Source organism: Actinokineospora sp. HUAS TT18, assembly GCF_051364635.1.
In the GTDB taxonomy this organism is placed as follows: Bacteria; Actinomycetota; Actinomycetes; order Mycobacteriales; family Pseudonocardiaceae; genus Actinokineospora.
In genome coordinates this window covers 2,650,979-2,667,172 of record NZ_CP195645.1, presented here as the reverse complement: position 1 = coordinate 2,667,172, position 16,194 = coordinate 2,650,979, and the positions used below count along the sequence as shown (strand labels likewise).

The 16,194-nt window shown below is 68.4% G+C and carries 15 protein-coding genes; 3 read left to right on the top strand and 12 right to left on the bottom strand.

Annotation, left to right across the window (positions count from 1 at the left end; all coding sequences use genetic code 11):
• Position 1 precedes the first annotated feature (1 nt).
• The 11 genes from ACSHT8_RS11730 to ACSHT8_RS11680 form a co-directional block, all read right to left on the bottom strand.
• Entirely contained in the window at positions 2-514 is a 513-nt protein-coding gene (locus tag ACSHT8_RS11730) for a hypothetical protein (RefSeq protein WP_436500522.1), read from the bottom strand.
• A gap of 19 nt (positions 515-533) precedes the next feature.
• Complete coding sequence (locus ACSHT8_RS11725; RefSeq protein ID WP_436500520.1) at positions 534-1,010, bottom strand: hypothetical protein; 477 nt, start codon at positions 1,008-1,010, stop codon at positions 534-536.
• A gap of 168 nt (positions 1,011-1,178) precedes the next feature.
• Positions 1,179-2,015, bottom strand: coding sequence for a metallophosphoesterase family protein (locus ACSHT8_RS11720; RefSeq protein WP_436500518.1), 837 nt, complete (start codon positions 2,013-2,015; stop codon positions 1,179-1,181).
• A gap of 205 nt (positions 2,016-2,220) precedes the next feature.
• Positions 2,221-2,682, bottom strand: coding sequence for a (2Fe-2S)-binding protein (locus tag ACSHT8_RS11715; protein ID WP_436500516.1), 462 nt, complete (start codon positions 2,680-2,682; stop codon positions 2,221-2,223).
• 23 nt (positions 2,683-2,705) lie between these two features.
• Positions 2,706-4,898, bottom strand: a complete 2,193-nt coding sequence (locus ACSHT8_RS11710; protein ID WP_436500514.1) for a molybdopterin cofactor-binding domain-containing protein — start codon at positions 4,896-4,898, stop codon at positions 2,706-2,708.
• 137 nt (positions 4,899-5,035) lie between these two features.
• A complete protein-coding gene (locus ACSHT8_RS11705; protein ID WP_436500512.1) occupies positions 5,036-5,212 on the bottom strand; it encodes a DUF397 domain-containing protein in 177 nt (58 codons plus the stop codon).
• Between the two features lie 6 nt (positions 5,213-5,218).
• On the bottom strand, positions 5,219-6,070 hold the full coding sequence (locus ACSHT8_RS11700; protein WP_436500510.1) for a helix-turn-helix domain-containing protein: 852 nt from the start codon (positions 6,068-6,070) through the stop codon (positions 5,219-5,221).
• 100 nt (positions 6,071-6,170) lie between these two features.
• A complete protein-coding gene (locus ACSHT8_RS11695; protein WP_436500508.1) occupies positions 6,171-7,358 on the bottom strand; it encodes a DUF222 domain-containing protein in 1,188 nt (395 codons plus the stop codon).
• Positions 7,359-7,409: 51 nt separating this feature from the next.
• Positions 7,410-9,239 carry a DNA helicase RecQ gene (gene recQ, locus ACSHT8_RS11690; protein WP_436500506.1) on the bottom strand — a complete coding sequence of 610 codons (1,830 nt, stop codon included), beginning with the start codon at positions 9,237-9,239 and terminating at the stop codon, positions 7,410-7,412.
• A gap of 172 nt (positions 9,240-9,411) precedes the next feature.
• Positions 9,412-11,049: an FAD-binding dehydrogenase gene (locus ACSHT8_RS11685; protein ID WP_436500504.1), complete on the bottom strand. Its 1,638-nt coding sequence runs from the start codon at positions 11,047-11,049 to the stop codon at positions 9,412-9,414.
• A 1-nt stretch (position 11,050) separates the two neighbouring features.
• Entirely contained in the window at positions 11,051-11,656 is a 606-nt protein-coding gene (locus ACSHT8_RS11680) for a TetR/AcrR family transcriptional regulator (RefSeq protein WP_436500502.1), read from the bottom strand.
• A 110-nt stretch (positions 11,657-11,766) separates the two neighbouring features.
• Here ACSHT8_RS11680 and ACSHT8_RS11675 point away from each other — a divergent pair, with 110 nt between their 5' ends.
• Both ACSHT8_RS11675 and ACSHT8_RS11670 read left to right on the top strand, forming a co-directional pair.
• Positions 11,767-11,985, top strand: a complete 219-nt coding sequence (locus ACSHT8_RS11675; RefSeq protein ID WP_436500500.1) for a three-helix bundle dimerization domain-containing protein — start codon at positions 11,767-11,769, stop codon at positions 11,983-11,985.
• A 115-nt stretch (positions 11,986-12,100) separates the two neighbouring features.
• Positions 12,101-13,561, top strand: a complete 1,461-nt coding sequence (locus ACSHT8_RS11670) for a multicopper oxidase family protein (RefSeq protein ID WP_436500498.1) — start codon at positions 12,101-12,103, stop codon at positions 13,559-13,561.
• A gap of 59 nt (positions 13,562-13,620) precedes the next feature.
• Here the strand turns inward: ACSHT8_RS11670 and ACSHT8_RS11665 are convergent, their stop codons facing one another.
• Complete coding sequence (locus ACSHT8_RS11665; protein ID WP_436500496.1) at positions 13,621-14,589, bottom strand: TauD/TfdA dioxygenase family protein; 969 nt, start codon at positions 14,587-14,589, stop codon at positions 13,621-13,623.
• Between the two features lie 378 nt (positions 14,590-14,967).
• Between ACSHT8_RS11665 and ACSHT8_RS11660 the strand changes: the two genes are divergently transcribed.
• Positions 14,968-16,185 (top strand): MFS transporter, encoded by a 1,218-nt coding sequence (locus ACSHT8_RS11660; protein WP_436500494.1) that lies wholly within the window; start codon positions 14,968-14,970, stop codon positions 16,183-16,185.
• Positions 16,186-16,194 lie beyond the last annotated feature (9 nt).

The following is a 16,194-nucleotide window of genomic DNA, read 5'->3' as shown; positions in this document are numbered from 1 at the left end:
GCTACGCGGGGTCCACCTCGCCCGCGCGGGCGGCGTTGACGGTGCAGACAGCCGAAATGATCGCGGACAGCACGGCGGCGGCGAGCAGGATGACCCCTTGCTGCCAGTAGACGCTGATGTCGGACACCGGATAGGTGCGCAGCCATGTCAGCGCCTGCGCGCCTGTCGCGAAGACCATGCAGGTCACGGTGACCGACGCCGCCACGCCGATGACGGCGGCGAACCGGCGGCCCCGATGGGTCGACCAGGGGAGCGCGGCGCCGATGGCCACGACCATGGACGCGATCAGGACCACCGAGGCGATGACGAGCAGTTTGCTGTCGATCGGGTCCTCAGGCAGCTGGTAGCCGCTGCCCTGCTCGACACCCCAGGGCGCCACGGTCAGGCTGAACTGGCTGTCGGGCACGATGTGCAGCTCCGCGACGAACAGCGGGGCGAACACCGCGACCGTCGTCAGGGCGGTCGCGGCGACCGCGAGCACCGCACCGGTGATCGATCCGCGTGCTTCGGCCATACGGCCGATGATGCCCTATCTAGAACCGGTGTCCGTAAAGCACGCTGCGCACCGCGCCGACCACCGAGCTGAACAGGGGCAGCGCGGGGTGCACCGGGTCCGGCGCCGTCGCCCAGAACGCGACGGAGCGGTCGGTGTGCCCGGTCGGGAGAAGAACGCGCGCGTTGACCGCCTCGACGCCGGGCGGCAGGGGCCTGCGGCGCTGTTCGTCGGTCATCGGCTGGGTGAGGAAGGTCCATTCGGTCCGCTTGCCGGGGATCGCGAGCACCGGGCCCGCGAGCATCCGCAGGCGCAGCCACCACTGGACCTCCGCGCCGAGACCGGCACGCATGCGCAGGCCGCCGACCTGCTCTCCGAGGTCGAGGTACGCGCCGAACGCGTCACCGTCGACCGGCCAACCCAGTGTGGTCCGGTAGTCAGGCACCTCGAAGGTCAGCGCGCCGGGTTGGGCGCCACCCTCCAGTGCGTGCAAGTCGGACAGTTCCGCCGCTGTCATGGCGAGCCACCTTTCAAGGTCGACTGGCCGGGGCGCCGCTACTGGCGTGGTTGGTTCGGTCGTCGACTTCCGTTCACCAGGATGAGTGAAAGTGGGGTCGGTCACCCCATCCCAACGACCTATAACTTTGCGGAGATAACCACCCGCGTAGGGGGAACGATCCCCAGGTCAGACGTGGGCCGGGGCGGTCAGCACGCGGCGGAGGATGCCATGCGGGTTGCCGTGGCGGCGCCATTCGCGCGGGTAGCCGAGGGACACCTCCTGGAACCGCACCCCGTCGTGGTGGGTGATGCGGGGGATGTGGAGGTGGCCGTAGACCATGGCGGCGGTGTTGAACCGGGTGTGCCAGTCGGCGGTGAGGACGGTGCCGCACCACTGGGCGAACTCGGGGAACCTCAGGATGCGGGTGGGTTCGCGGACGAGCGGATAGTGGTTGACCAGCACCAACGGCACCGCCGGGTCGCACTCGGACAGACGCGCCTCGGTCAGCGCGACGCGGGCGCGGCACCAGTCGTCGCGGGACTCGTACGGGTCGGGGGACAGGTAGACCTCGTCGGTGCAGACGATGCCGGTGTCGCGGGCGTAGGCGAGCGACTCTTCCTTTGTGGTGCAGCCGGGGGCATAGAAGGTGTAGTCGTAGCCGATGAACAGCGGCGCGATCAGCACCGGGCCGCCGTCGCCGGTCCACTGGACGTAGGGGTCTTCCGGGGTCAGCACGCCGATCTCGCGGCACATCGCGACCAGGTCGTTGTAGCGCTCGACGCCCTTCGACTGCACCGGGTCGGCGCGGACCGTCCACAGTTCGTGGTTGCCGGGGGTCCAGATGACCTTGGCGAAGCGGCCCGCGAGGGTCTCCAGCGCCCAGCGCACGTCGTGCAACTGGTCGGCGACGTCACCGGCGACGATCAGCCAGTCGTCGGGCGAATCCGGGCGCAGCTCAGCGACGATCTCGCGGTTCTCCGCGTAGGTGATGTGCAGATCGCTGACCGCCAGGAGTGAGCCCACGCCCCGATCTTCCCATCCCGGACCGTCAGGCGGGCGTGATCTCAGTGACCCATCAGCTCTGCGGCTCGTTTGATGGCTTTGCGGACGCGGAAGTAGGAGCCGCAGCGGCAGACGTTCTAGATTTCAGTGACCCATCAGCTCTGCGGCTCGTTTGATGGCCTTGCGGACGCGGAAGGAGGAGCCGCAGCGGCAGACGTTCTAGATTTCAGTGACCCATCAGCTCTGCGGCTCGTTTGATGGCTTTGCGGACGCGGAAGTAGGAGCCGCAGCGGCAGACGTTCTCGATCTCGTCGATGTCAGCGTCTGACGGGTTGGGGTTCGCTTTGAGCAGCGCGACGGCGGCCATGATCTGGCCGGGCTGGCAGTAGCCGCACTGGGCGACGTCCTGCTCCAGCCACGCCTGCTGGACCGGGTGCAGCACGTCGCCGTCAGCGAGGCCCTCGATGGTGGTCACGGTCCGGCCCGCGGCCTCGGCGACCGGGACGACGCACGGGTTGACGGCCTTGCCGTCGAGGTGGCTGGTGCACGCTTTGCAGACATCGATGCCGCAGCCGTACTTCGGGCCGGTGACGCCCAGCTTGTCGCGCAGTGCCCAGAGCAGCGGGAGGTCGGCGGGTGCGTCCACGGTGACGGTCTTGCCGTTGACGGTGAAGGTGTAGTTCGGCAACGGGGGCTCCTTGTTTTGGAGTGTCAGCGCGGGAACGGTTCGAAGTCGACCGGGAAGTTGATCGGGAAGCTGCGCGGCTTGATGCCGGTCGCGCGAGCGTAGGCGTTCGCGATGGCGCCGACCGCGGCCGGGACGCCCAGCTCACCCGCGCCGCCCGGCTCGCCGTTGGCGGGCATGATGAAGATCTTCACGTCCGTCGGCGAGTCCTTCTGCCGCGCGTAGTGGAACTGCGAGTAGCTGCCTTCCAGCGGGAGGCCCTTGTCGATGTGCAGGCCCGCGCGCAGCGTCGTGGAGATCGCGTCGGTCAGGCCGCCGAGCAGTTGGGATTCGAGGCCGCGCGGGTTGATCGGCCTGCCGTAGTCGGCGGCGATGACGGCGCTGACGACGCGCGGGTTGGTCTTGTCGCGCGCGTCGATGGTGACCAGGCAGGCCGTGCAGGACTTGTACTCGTCGTGCACGCCGACGCCCTGCGCGAACCCGGCGGGCAGCGCCTTGCCCCACTGGCCCTCGGCGGCGACCTTGTCGAGCACGGCGCGCTGGCGGGCGGTCTTGAGGAAGGCGCGGCGGAACGCGACGGGGTCCTTGCCGAGTTTGCGGGCGAGTTCGTCGACGAAGATCTCCTCGGCGCCGCGCGTGTTCGCGGAGTAGACCGAGCGCCAGCTCCCGGTGTGCATGTTCAGCGGGACTTCGTTGAGCAGCTGGGTGGTGATGCCGAAGTTGTAGGGCGACTTGACCGTGGTGAGGAAGACGGTCTGCGCGAAGCTGAGATTGCCCGCGACGGGCAGGCTCGCGGCCATCGCGGTCAGGATCTCGCCGAGGCCGTGGCGGAAGTCGGTCTCGACGCTGGCGACGCGGTGTTCGAACGTGAGCACGTTGCCCAGGGCGAACGTCGCGCGGAGCTTGTGGTGGCTGGCGGCGCGGGCGCGGCCGTGGCGCATGTCGTCGACGCGGCTCCACATGAGCTTGACCGGACGCTTCATGGCCTTGGAGATGCGCGCGGCCTCCAGTGCGGAGTCGAAGAACAGCCTGCGGCCGAACGACCCGCCGCCCTGCACGACGTGGACCTTGACCGAGTTCTGCGGGAGCCCCAGCTCGGCGGCGATGGTCTGCTGCGCGACGATCGGCGACTTCAGCCCGGCCCAGATCTCGGCCTGGTCCGGGCGCACGTCGGCGATCGCGGAGTTGGTCTCGAGCGGAGCGTGACTGACGAAGGCGAAGTCGAACTCCGCGTCGACATACTGCGTGAGCAGCGGCGGGACGACGAACGGAAGCGCGGCGGCCCGCAGCTTCTGCTTGATCGACGCGTCGGACTCGCCGTCGACGGTGCCCGGGTTCCAGGTGACCTGGAGGGCCTGCACGGCGTCGCGGGCCTGCCCGAACGTCTCGGCGGCCACGGCGACGCCGGTCTGGACGGTGACCAGGTCGATCACGCCGGGCATCGCGCGGACGGCGGCGGCGTTGGCGATGGCCTTGACGGTCCCGTTGATCGTCGGCGGCCTGCGGACCATGACGGGGACGGCGCCGGGGACGTCGAGGTCGAGCGTGTAGCGCTGGGTGCCGGTGACCATGGCGCGGGCGTCGACGCGGGAGGTCGGGGTGCCCACGACGGTGAAGTCGGCCTCGGACTTGAGGGTGGGGGCGGCGGCTTTGAGGTCGGTGCGGGCGGCGGCCTGGGTGAGGTCGCGGAAGTCCTCGGTGAGCCCGTCGAGGGAGATGACCTGGCCGTTCTTGGTGGTCAGCCCGGTGGTGTTGGTTCCCCAGCGTTGCGCGGCGGCGGCGATCAGGCGGGAACGGGCGGTCGCTGCGGCGTGGCGGACGGGCTCGTAGACCGAGCGGATCGTGTTGGAGCCGCCGGTGAGCTGGTTGAAGAGCAGCTCGGGCCGCGCGTCGTCGAGCTTGACGCGGACCCGGTCGAGCCCGATGCCGAGTTCCTCGGCGACGATCATCGCGGTGGCGGTCGTGATGCCCTGCCCGACTTCCGCGCGGGGGAGCCGGAGGGTCACGGAGCCGTCGGGCTCGACGGTCAGGACCAGCATGTTGGCCGTGGGCGCGCCCGCGAGGATCAGGATGTCGCCGAGGTCGAGCAGGTCGGCCGGTGCGGGCGGCGTAGGGATCGCGGCCTCGGCGTCGGCGGCCATGGTGACCCCGATGGACAGCGTCGGCGCGGCGACGAGGAAGGTGAGAAACCGGCGTCGGTTGAGCGCAGGGGATGCCATGAGGGCCTTCCGTCTTGGGCCGTTCGGGCGAGGCGGTGAGGCCGAACGGACGTGTGACTTGAGGCACTCTAGAACGCGGATTCGTGCGGATTCAACAACCCGCGCGCGCGTTTTGTGGCGATGTGACGAACGGTCCCTCAGGCGGGACGAACGGCGACAAGCCTGCTCGGCTGCCACGCGGAGGCGGGCAGGGTGAGGACGCCGCCATCAGGATTCTTCGAGTCGCGGAGGCGGACCTCGGCCGAGTACGCGACCTCGACACAGTCCGGCTCCGTCCCCTGGCTGAAGGTCGACTTTCGCCACTCTGCGTGCATGCTGTTTCAGTCCCGTTCGTAGTCGGCCGCGATCCTGCTCATGAAGTTCACCGAGTCGGCTGACTCCAGCGCCACCTTCTTAAGGGTAGTGGCAATGGCGCGAAACCTAGCTACATCTTCCGGCTTGTAAAGGAAGCCGGTGGCGCCGGGCTGCTCGACATAGACGATCGGTGACCGGTCACGAAACTCGAGAAGGGAGAAGTAGCCTGCCGTGGGGTAGCCGCCGTAGCGGAATGGGATCACTTGGACCGAGATGTGCCGCGCCTTGGCTCGGTCGACAAGCCAACGAATCTGGTTCGCCATCACGGCCTTGCCGCCGTAGGCCCGGCGCAGGACACCTTCATCCAGGATGGCCGTGTACTCCGGGCTGACCACCTTGTTCAACACCTCCTGCCGCTGCAATCGCTCCGCGACCAAGGCTTCCACCACTAGTTCGGTCGTTCCGTTTGTGCGCGCGGCGGCATCCGTGATCGCGCGGGCGTAGGCAGGCGTCTGCAGCAGTCCAGGGACGCTCATCGGGCCGAAGGTGAAGAAGGACATGGCTTCGCGCTCGAAATTGATCAAAGCCTTGAATAGGTCGCCGTACTCCGGTCGGACCTCCATCCAGAGGGCATCCTTTACCTCTCTGACCAGCTTCATGATGCGTTTCCGGTCTTCGCCGACCACGCCGTAGGCGCCGAGCAGGCCCGCGACCGTTTCCAGGGTGGGTGTCCGCAGCGCGTTCTCGGTCCGGCTCAGGGTGGCTATGGAGATGTCCAGGCGTGCTGACACATCGCGGAGGGTCATGCCTGCGCGCTCCCGCGCGGTGGTCAGTTCTGTTGCCAGGGCACGCATCCGTGCGGACAGGTGGTCGCTCATGTGATCAGGAGACCACGTCTGCAACAATCCGCAAGTTTCACGAATGGCTGATATGTTTCAGGGCTGAAACTGGCCGTGCGCAACGGAACGGCGAGTCCGTTCAGAACGGCGCTGGTTGCCTGGGTGGTGGGATGTCGTAGTCGACGAGTGGTTCTTGGTCGACGATGTGTGTGGCTCCGGTGGGTGTTGTCCAGACGAAGCGGCCTGGGCGTGTTTGTTTGAGGTGCCAGCCGGGTTGGTCTTTGAGTTTGTGGTGGAGTGGGCAGAGGCAGCCGAGGTTGGGTGCGCTGGTGGTGCCGCCGTGGCTGTGTGGGGTGGTGTGGTCGAGTTCGCAGGCGGTGGCTGGGCGGTGGCAGCCGGGGTAGCGGCAGGTTTGGTCGCGGAGTCGGATGTGGCGGGCGAGGTCGGTGCCGGGGTGGCGGCGGGCGCTGACTTCGAGGACTTTGCCGACGGGGTCGGTGATGATGCGTCGCCAGGTGGTGTCGTGGGTGGTGATGAGTTCCTTGATGGCGGTGTTGGGGAGGCTGCCGTAGCCGTGGAGGGTGCCGCCTGCGTGTGCGCCGAGCAGGACCGTGTAGGGCACGGCGACGTGGAGTTCGACGCTGACGCCGCGGCCGCCGCCGTTGACGACGATCTCGTGGAGTGCGTCGGCGCGCAGGGTGTCGAGCGGGTCGGTGGCGCCGTGGGCGCGCATGGTGCGGGCCAGCTTGTCGAGGATCAGGTACACCGCGCGGAGGCGTTCACCGGTGTCGTGGATGTCGAGGTGGGCCATGCCGTCCTCGGCGGCGTAGAGGTCGACTCGCCGGTCAGGGCGGCGTTGTTCGCGGCGCCGGTCGGCGCCTTCGGGGTCGATGCGGTCTTTCTTGGCGCGCAGCGCGTGGCGCCAGCGGTCGAGGGTTTTGTGTTCGGCGCGGGCCAGGATCCAGGTCTCGACCTCGCCCGCGTGGTCGTCGGACAGGGTGGTGGTGATCTCGGCGAGGGCGTGTGCTCGCGGGAGGTCGATGTGTCCGGCGGCCAGCGCGTCCACAGTGGACGGGAACACGGTGGTCAGCCGGGTGGCGTTGGCGACGCGGGACGCGGCGTGGGCCGGGGTCCAGGTCAGTGCGGCGCCGACCTCGGCGCCTGCGAACCGGTGACCGCCCGCGTCGCGGTCTGGGCGCAGTTCGGCCATCCGGGCCAGCGCGCGGACCTGCACGGCGTCGAGGGCGGCCCGCTGGCGTTCGAGGTCGCGCAGCAGGTCCAGCACCTCGACGTCGCTCATCCTCGCGACAGCCTCAGCGGTGAACACGTGTTCGATCCTACCGGCGCGGAACGCTTATTTCCGCAGGTCAAACCACGTTCACTCGATCGTGGACGCGAGTGTTTCGAGGATCTGCTCCCCGTACTTCGCGAGCTTGTTCTCGCCGATGCCGCTGATCGTCCCCAGACCCTCAAGCGTTGACGGTCGTTGCGCGGCTATCTGTCGCAGGGTGGCGTCGTGGAAGATCACGTAGGCGGGGACGCCCTGTTCCTTCGCCGCGGCCGCGCGCCAGGTTCGGAGGAGGTCGAAGATCGGGGCTGCCTCGGAGGGCATGTCGACCGCCGCGGCTGCGGGCTTGCGGACGCGGGCTTGGCGGACGCGCTCGGGTTCGCGGCGGAGCATGACGTCGCGGGTGCGGCCGAGGACTTCGCTGCTGGTCTCGGTCAGGGTCAGGACGCCGTAGTCGCCCTCGACGGCCAGGAGTCCTTGGGCCAGCAACTGTCGGACGACTCCGCGCCATTCGCTGTCGTTCAACTCTGTGCCGATGCCATACGTTTTGAGTTGGTCGTGGCGGAACTGGGTGATCTTGTCGGTCTGCTTGCCCAGGAGGATATCGATCACCTGGCCCGCGCCGAACTTCTGGTTGCGTTCGCGGTCGAGGCGGAAGACCGTCGACAGCAGTTTCTGGGCGGGGATGGTGCCGTCCCAGGATTCCGGCGGGGTGATGCACGTGTCGCAGTTGCCGCACGGCTCGCCCTCTTGGCCGAAGTAGTTCAACAGTTGCACGCGCCTGCACGACACCGTCTCGCACAGCGCGAGCATCGCGTCCAGGTGGGCACTGAGCCTGCGGCGGTGGGCGAGATCGCCTTCGGACGAGTCGATCATTTTCCGCTGCTGCACCACGTCGGCGAGCCCGTACGCCAGCCAGGCCGTGGACGGCTGACCGTCGCGGCCCGCGCGGCCTGTCTCCTGGTAGTAGCCCTCGACGGACTTGGGCAGGTCGAGGTGCGCGACGAATCGGACGTCCGGTTTGTCGATACCCATGCCGAACGCGATCGTGGCCACCACGATCAGCCCGTCCTCCCGCAGAAACCGCGACTGGTTCCGCGCGCGGGTGCGCGAGTCGAGGCCCGCGTGATACGGGACGGCGGGAATTCCGTTCTGCGACAGGAACTCCGCCGTCTTCTCCACCGAAGCGCGCGACAGGCAGTAGACGATCCCGGCGTCGCCCTTGTGTTCGCTGGTCAGCAGGTCGAGCAGCTGTTTCTGCGCACTGTTCTTGGGGACGATGCGGTACTGGATGTTGGGCCGGTCGAAACTCGCGACGAAGTGCTTGGCTTCCCCCAAGTTCAGCCGCTGCGCGATCTCGGCATGGGTGGCCTTCGTCGCCGTCGCGGTGAGCGCGATGCGGGGGACGTCGGGCCAGCGTTCGTGCAACTCGGACAGCATGAGGTAATCGGGCCGGAAATCGTGCCCCCACTGCGACACACAATGCGCCTCATCGATCGCGAACAGCGCGATGTCGCCACGTTCGAGCAACCGCACCGTCGCCTCGACCCGGAGGCGTTCGGGGGCGAGGTAGAGCAGGTCCAACTCGCCGTCGAGGAAGGCTTCCTCGACCTCCCGGCGTTCCTCGTAGCCTTGGGTGGAGTTGAGGAACCCCGCCCGCACTCCCAAGGCCCGCAAGGCATCCACCTGATCTTGCATGAGAGCGATCAGCGGCGAGATCACCACCCCGACACCTTCACGAACCAGCGCGGGAATCTGATAACACAGCGACTTGCCACCACCGGTCGGCATGAGCACCAACGCGTCCCCACCACCGACAACTTGCTCGATGATCGCCTCTTGGTCCCCCCGGAACGCGTCATAGCCGAAGACGCGACGGAGGACTTCGAGGGCAGGGGTGAGGGTGTCGGCGGAAGTCACGCCGCGATCCTACGAGGTTCGACCGCCTTGGGTTGGGAGGCGGACTCACCCTGTGGATAGATTCCACCCAGCGACGACGGTTGGGGATGGGCAGGTTGAGGGTCAACGCCGACGCTGACCCGGATCAACTGGGCGAAACTGCGCCATGTCTCCTGACGTTCCGCGGCTGATGTCAGGCGAGGTCGCGGGCCAACGCGCGGCCCGCGGCGCGGCCGGAGAAGATGCAGCCGCCCAGGAAGGTGCCCTCCAACGCGTTGTAGCCGTGGACTCCGCCGCCGCCGAAGCCTGCGACCTCGCCCGCCGCGTAGAGGCCGTCGAAAACTGTGCCGTCGGGGCGGATGGCCTGGGAGTCCAGGTTGGTTTCCAGGCCGCCGAGGGTTTTGCGGGTCAGCAGATTCAGGCGGACGGCGATCATGGGGCCGTGGGCTGGGTCCTGGAGCTTGTGCGGCCGGGCGATGCGCATGAACTTGTCGGACTGATAGGTCCGGCCGTTTCGCACCGCCATCAGTTGCATGTCCTTCGAGTACGTGTTGTCCAGCTCGCGGTCGCGCGCGACGATCTCGCGTTCCGCCACGGCGGTATCCAAGGCGGGTTCCAGCGCCGCCATCGCGGACAGGAGTTCCGACATCGAATGCCGGACGATGAAGTCGACGCCCTTCTGCTTGAACGCCTCCACCGGACCTGGGGCGCCCTTGCGAACACGTTCCAGCAATAGGCGCAGGTCCTTGCCCGTGAAGTCCGGGTTCTGCTCGGAGCCCGACAGCGCGAACTCCTTCTCGATGATCGACTGCGTTAGCACGAACCAGGTGTGGTCGTGCCCGGTGCCCACGATGTGCCGCAGGGTCGCGAGGCTGTCGAAGCCGGGGAACAAGGGCACCGGCAGCCGCTTGCCGGTCGCGTCCAGCCACAGGGACGACGGGCCTGGGATGACGCGGATGCCGTGCGCGGGCCAGATCGGGTCCCAGTTCTGGATGCCCTCGGTGTAGTGCCACATCCGGTCCCGGTTCACCACCTGCGCCCCGGCCGACTCGGTGATCTCCAGCATCCGGCCGTCCACGTGCGCGGGCACTCCGGTGATCATGCGGGACGGCGCGCGGCCGAAGCGTTCGACCGGCCAGTTCTTGCGCACCAGCTCCGGGTTGCCGCCGATCCCGCCGGACGTCACCACGACCGCCTGCGCTCGCAATTCAAACGAGCCCACCGCGATCCGTGACGACGCCACCCCGCGCGCGGCCGACGACGGCTCCAGCACCGTCCCCCGCACGCCCACGGCGGCGCCGTTCTCGATGATCAGGGAGTCGACCTGGTGGCGGTGGCGGAACTCCACGCGGCCCGAGGCCAGGACGGGCTCGGCGAACACCCGCACGACCTCCGGGCCCGTGCCCCACGTCAGGTGGAACCGCGGCACCGAGTTGCCGTGCCCCCACGCCAGCCCGCCGCCGCGTTCGGCCCAGCCGACGGTCGGCATGACTCGCAGACCCAGGTCATAGAGGTACTGCCGCTTCTCACCCGCGGCGAAGGCGACATAAGCCTCCGCCCATTGACGCGGCCAGTGGTCCTCGCGGTCGCGGTCGAAGCCCGCGCTGCCCAGCCAGTCCTGCAGGGCCAGCTCGTGGGTGTCGCGGATGCGTAGCCGCCGCTGTTCGGGGCTGTCGACGAGGAATAGACCGCCCAGCGACCAGAACGCCTGGCCGCCGAGGTTGGCCGAGTTCTCCTGATCAACGACTGTGACGCGCTTACCCGCCTTGACCAGCTCATACGTCGCCACCAGGCCGGCGAGGCCCGCCCCAACCACGATGACGTCGGACATCTCAGCTCTCCTCGCTGTAGGCACGGACCACCGTGGCGAACAGACGGTGCCGGGCGGCGCGCACGTCGTCGCCCGGGTCCATCAGGCATTGGGTTGAGGTGCCGTCGTGCACGGCGACCAGGGCCATGCCGAGCGCGCGGCGGTCGGGGACGCGGCGGCCCGCCTGGGCCAGGGCGGGCTCCAGGATGGGCATGATCGTCTCCAGGATCGCCTCCTCCCTGGCCGCCATGACGCGTTTCAACGCCGGGTTGCGCAGGGCGTGGGCGGTGAACTCGGCGGTCACGCGGTACCACGCGTCGTCCACCGGGATCACCGCCAGCAACTGCTCGACGGCCGCCTCCAGAGTCGGCGCGGCGGCCGCGTCGGCAAGGGAAGAGCGCAGGTCAGCCAGCATCTGGGCCGAGCGCTGCTCCCACATGGCGAGGAACAGCTCGTCGAGGGAGACGAAGTTCGAGTAGAAGGCGCCGCGGGTGAAGCCTGCCCGGTCGCACACCTGCTCGACGGTCGACGCGCCGAAGCCCTGTTCGGCGAAGACCTCGAGGGCGGCGTCGAGCAGCCGCGCGCGGGTCATGCCCCGGCGCTTGGTGACCCGCTTCGTCTCCGACATGGCGCGGACCATACCCGATACATCCGTGTATCCGATACAGCCGTGTATCGAAAGTGTCGGAACGGTCCGACGGGGGCACCCTGGGTGCACGTCGATTGGAGGAACTCCCCATGCCCGGTCTCCCCGATCCCTCCACCGAAGAGGTCCAGCACGAACTTGACCGCATCACCGACCACCTCGCCGAGCGGTTCGACACCGAACGGGTGGTCGTCCACCGCTATGTCCTCGACTCCTACAACCAGCTCGCCGAGGGCGCGACCGTCCGCGCCCATCTGCTGGCGCTGACCGAGCACGCCGTCCGCGACCGGCTGAGTCAGCGGAGTCCATGACGAATTCCGTTGCGCCGCATGCGGAATTCCCGCGTTCGGCCGCACTGAGGAAGAAGACCGTGACGTCCGCGAATGGAACGATCCGAACATCATTCGCGAACGAAACGGGGGCGGCATGCTGGACCGACGGAAGTTACTGGGGGTCGGAGGTCTCGCGGGGGCGGCGCTGATCGTCTCCCCGGTGTGGCGGGGCGCGGCGGCCCAAGACGACCACCACACCCCGGCGCGGCATCTCGGACCGCGGCGGGCGTCGACGGGGCAGCGGTCTCCGGGGTTCACGCCGTTCGCCGTGCGGATGCCGGAGATGCTCGACCTGGCGCCGAGTTCGCGCACGTACGACACCGACATCTACCGGATCCCGGTGCTGGCCAAGACGATGGAGATCCTGCCGGGGCTGTCGACGCCGCTGTTGACGTTCGGCGGGACGTTTCCCGGGCCGACGATCCGCGCGCGGGCTGGGCGGCGGGTCAAGGTCGTGTTCCAGAACCAGTTGGGGGCGCCGACGAACGTGCACCTCCACGGCGGGCATGTCGCGCCGGAGCACGACGGGTATCCGATGGACCTGATCGCGCCCGCGGGGAGCCGGACGTACGAGTACCCGAACACCCAGCAGGGCGCGACGCTCTGGTACCACGATCACAGCCATGGGACTGAGGCCGAGCACGTCTATCGTGGTCTGCACGGGATGTACATCATCGATGACCCGGGCGAGCGGTATCTGAACCTGCCCAGCGGCCGCTTCGATGTCCCGATCACGTTGCGCGACGCGCAGTTCGACGCGGCGGGCGGGCTCGTGTGGGGCGCGCCGCCGATGGACCGTGATGTGACGTTGGCCAACGGGAAGCCGGTGCCGTACTTCCCGGTGGCTCGGCGGAAGTACCGGTTCCGGTTCGCGAACGCCGCCACGGAGCGGATGTTCAAGCTGACGCTCGGTGGGACGCCGATCGTGCAGATCGGGTCGGACGGCGGGCTGTTGCCCGCTCCGGTGACGCGGACGGAGTTCGGTCTCGGCTCGGCGGAGCGGATGGACGTCGTCATCGACTTCTCGCGGCATCCCATTGGGGCCAAGCTGGTGCTGGAGGATGTGCGCGGCCCGGTCATGCGGTTCGACGTGGTGCGGGACGCGATCGACACCAGCTCGGTGCCGTCGACGCTGCGTGCGCTGCCCACGATGCCGCCCGCGACGGTGACCCGCGATGTGACGATGAGCTTCGACCTGACGGGCGAGATTCCGTTGGGGCTGATGGATGGTCAGCCGTATGACCACGATCGGATCGACATGCGGGTCAAGCGGGGTGCGAGTGAGATCTGGAACCTGCACAACGCGGATACCGAGATCCCGGTCGAGCACACGTTCCATCTGCACCTGACTCAGTTCCGGGTGCTGGACCGCAACGGTCAGCCGCCGACGGCGGACGACGCGGGGCGCAAGGACACGGTCTATGTGGCGCCGGGGGAGACGGTTCGGGTGCAGGCGCACTTCGACACGCCCCATGTCGGGAAGTACATGTACCACTGCCACTTCATGGAGCACTCGGCCATGGGGATGATGGCCCAGCTGGAGATCGTGCCCTGAGTGGACCGTGCCCTGAGTGGACTGTGCCCGGCCCGGGGAGACCCAGGCCGGGCAACGGTTCACCAGGCGATCATCGGTTCTCCGGCGACCAGTTCCGACGGGGTGCCGTCGACGCCCACCGGGGTGTCGCCCAGCAGGGTCACCCGGTGCATGACGCGTTCGTTGTCGTAGTGGGCGAAGTCCGTTGGGGCGAAGTGGCAGGTCGACCTGTTGTCCCAGAAGGCGATGCTGCCCGGCTCCCACCTGAACCGCACCGTGTACTCGGCGCTGGTGATGTGTTCGTACAGCAGGTCCAGGACGCGCTTGCTCTCGACCTGGCTCAGGCCCATGATGCGGGTCGTCGAGCCGGGGCTGACGAACAGGGCGCGTTCGCCGGTTTCCGGGTGGACGCGCACGACCGGGTGGATCGCGGCCTGGGGGAGGTCGCAGTACATCTGGAGGATGTGGCGGTCGTCGGGGTCGGTGTGCAGTAGCTGCACGCCGGTGAAGAAGGCGTGTTCGGCGCGCAGGGTGTCGACGAAGTCGCGGATGGGCTTGGAGAGGCCCTCGTAGGCGGCGACCATGTTGGTCCACTGGGTGTCGCCGCCGTAGGGCGGGGTTCGCTCGGCGCGCAGGATCGAGGCGGCGGGTGGGTTGACGGCGGGGGTCAGGTCGCTGTGCCAGCCGGCGAGGGCGGACACCCACTTGCGGCGGAAGCGTTCCTCGTAGTCCTTGCCATAGCGCTCGTGTTCGGCGTTGCGGTCGACGCTGAGGATCTCGGGGAAGCCGTCGGGGGCGATGCCGTGCTGCTTGCCGGGGCGGCGGGTCAGGTCGCCGAAGCGGCGGCCGAAGGCGATGTGACGCTCGTGGCCGATGTCGGGGCCGTGGAAGAACAGCACGCGGTGGGTGAGCAGTTCCTGGCGCAGCCGGGCGACCGTGGCGTCGTCGAGGTCGGCGGAAAGATCAATTCCGCTCACCTCCGCGCCGATGCGGCCCGCGACCCGCTTGACCGTGATTTCCGGTGCCGACACCTCGTTGAGTTGCACCATTTCGTGCGCGTCCTCTTTCCGTATGGGAAACAGGGCGAATAGCCATTGCTGGTGTATGGCTTCCCCCGTGATTGACGCGTTCGAGTATGCACGCCCCGTCCGGGGCCTGCCTGTGACGCCAGCCACTGAATCGACGTCCGATTGCCACGTGTTCGGCTACCGAACAGGGTAAAGACCGCCGTGGTCAGGGTCACATTTCAGGGTTAGACCCAACGGTAGGACTTCGGGGTACACCCGAACGGATGTTGTTACTGATGCGTACGGTCCATATCGCTCCACTGGGCCGCTCCGGACAGTGCGCGGTATGTTTATCTGTGAACGAACGAAATGGACAAGTCGCATTTGCTGGCGTGAGTTAACGCTGACTATCGTGCGCGCGTGCTCAGCGCCCTGCTTCCGCCGCCTGGTCCGCCGCGGACTCTCACCATCGCGACTTTGGTGAATACATTGGGCATCGGGCTGTGGATGGCGCTCAATGTCATTTATGCGACAACCGTCATCGGGCTGTCTCCGGGAGAGCTGGGGATCGGCCTCGGCGTGGCCTCCGGGCTGCGGCTGGTGCTGAGCACGCCGATGGGCCACCTGGCCGACCGGCTCGGGCCGCGCGCGGTGCAGGTGTGGTCGTTCGGCCTGCTCGTCCCGCTGACACTTCTCCTTCTCGTCGTGCACGGCTTCGTCCAGTACGTCGTCGTCGTGTCGCTGCACGCCGTGGCGTGGGGGACGAACCGGGCGGCGCAGGGCGCGATGATCGCGGGCGTCATCCCGGCCGACGACCGGGTGCGCGTCCGCGCGTACCTGCGCGCGGCGACGAACGTCAGCATCTCGGTCGGCGCCGCCATCGCGGGCACGCTGCTCGCGATCGGCACCGTTGAGGCGTATCGCTGGGGTGTCGTGGCCAACGTGCTGACCTACGCGGTGGCGGGCGTGATCACCGCGCGGCTGCCGAAGGTGGCGCCGCAACCCGCCCGCCGCGGCCCGCGCCTGGTGGCGCTGCGGGACAAGCCGTTCCTCGCCTTCGTCGTGCTCGACGGCCTGCTCTCGATGCACTATCTGCTGCTGGACGTGGTGTTGCCGCTGTGGATCGTGCAGCACACGCAGGCGCCTCGGTGGATGGTCGCGGCGCTGCTGCTGGCGAACACCGTGTCCGTCGTGCTGCTCCAGGTGCGGGCCACCAAGGGCACCGAGGACCTGCGCGGCGCGGCGAACGCGGCCCGCTGGGGCGGGGTGTTCGTCGCCGTCGCGTGTGTCGTGTTCTCGGTGACCGGGGAGGTCTCGGCGATCGCGGCGAGCGTGCTGCTCGTGCTCGGCGCGCTGGCGCACGTGCTCGGCGAGGTGCGGCAGGCGGCGGGCAGCTGGGGCATCGCCTTCGGCCTGGCGCCGGACCACGCGCAGGGGCAATACCAGGGCGCGTACTCCATGGGCATCGATCTGGGCCGGATGCTCGCGCCGCTCGTGCTGACGTGGCTGGCGCTGCAGTACGGCGCGGTCGGCTGGTTTGTCATGGCCGCGGCGTTCGGCGCGGTCGGGCTGGCGATGCCCGCGGTGGTGGCGTGGGCGGGCGACCGCAGGCCGGAGGTCGCACCGGCCGTGCCGTGAAGCTCGCGT

Bases quoted from the DNA above. Each gene is read 5' to 3' on its own strand.
- ACSHT8_RS11700 (WP_436500510.1), bottom strand. From the start codon at position 6,070: ATGAGCGACCACCTGTCCGCACGGATGCGTGCCCTGGCAACAGAACTG.
- ACSHT8_RS11665 (WP_436500496.1), bottom strand. From the start codon at position 14,589: ATGGTGCAACTCAACGAGGTGTCGGCACCGGAAATCACGGTCAAGCGG.
- ACSHT8_RS11680 (WP_436500502.1), bottom strand. From the start codon at position 11,656: ATGTCGGAGACGAAGCGGGTCACCAAGCGCCGGGGCATGACCCGCGCG.
- ACSHT8_RS11710 (WP_436500514.1), bottom strand. From the start codon at position 4,898: ATGGCATCCCCTGCGCTCAACCGACGCCGGTTTCTCACCTTCCTCGTC.
- ACSHT8_RS11725 (WP_436500520.1), bottom strand. From the start codon at position 1,010: ATGACAGCGGCGGAACTGTCCGACTTGCACGCACTGGAGGGTGGCGCC.
- ACSHT8_RS11730 (WP_436500522.1), bottom strand. From the start codon at position 514: ATGGCCGAAGCACGCGGATCGATCACCGGTGCGGTGCTCGCGGTCGCC.
- ACSHT8_RS11705 (WP_436500512.1), bottom strand. From the start codon at position 5,212: ATGCACGCAGAGTGGCGAAAGTCGACCTTCAGCCAGGGGACGGAGCCG.
- ACSHT8_RS11670 (WP_436500498.1), top strand. From the start codon at position 12,101: ATGCTGGACCGACGGAAGTTACTGGGGGTCGGAGGTCTCGCGGGGGCG.
- ACSHT8_RS11685 (WP_436500504.1), bottom strand. From the start codon at position 11,049: ATGTCCGACGTCATCGTGGTTGGGGCGGGCCTCGCCGGCCTGGTGGCG.
- ACSHT8_RS11675 (WP_436500500.1), top strand. From the start codon at position 11,767: ATGCCCGGTCTCCCCGATCCCTCCACCGAAGAGGTCCAGCACGAACTT.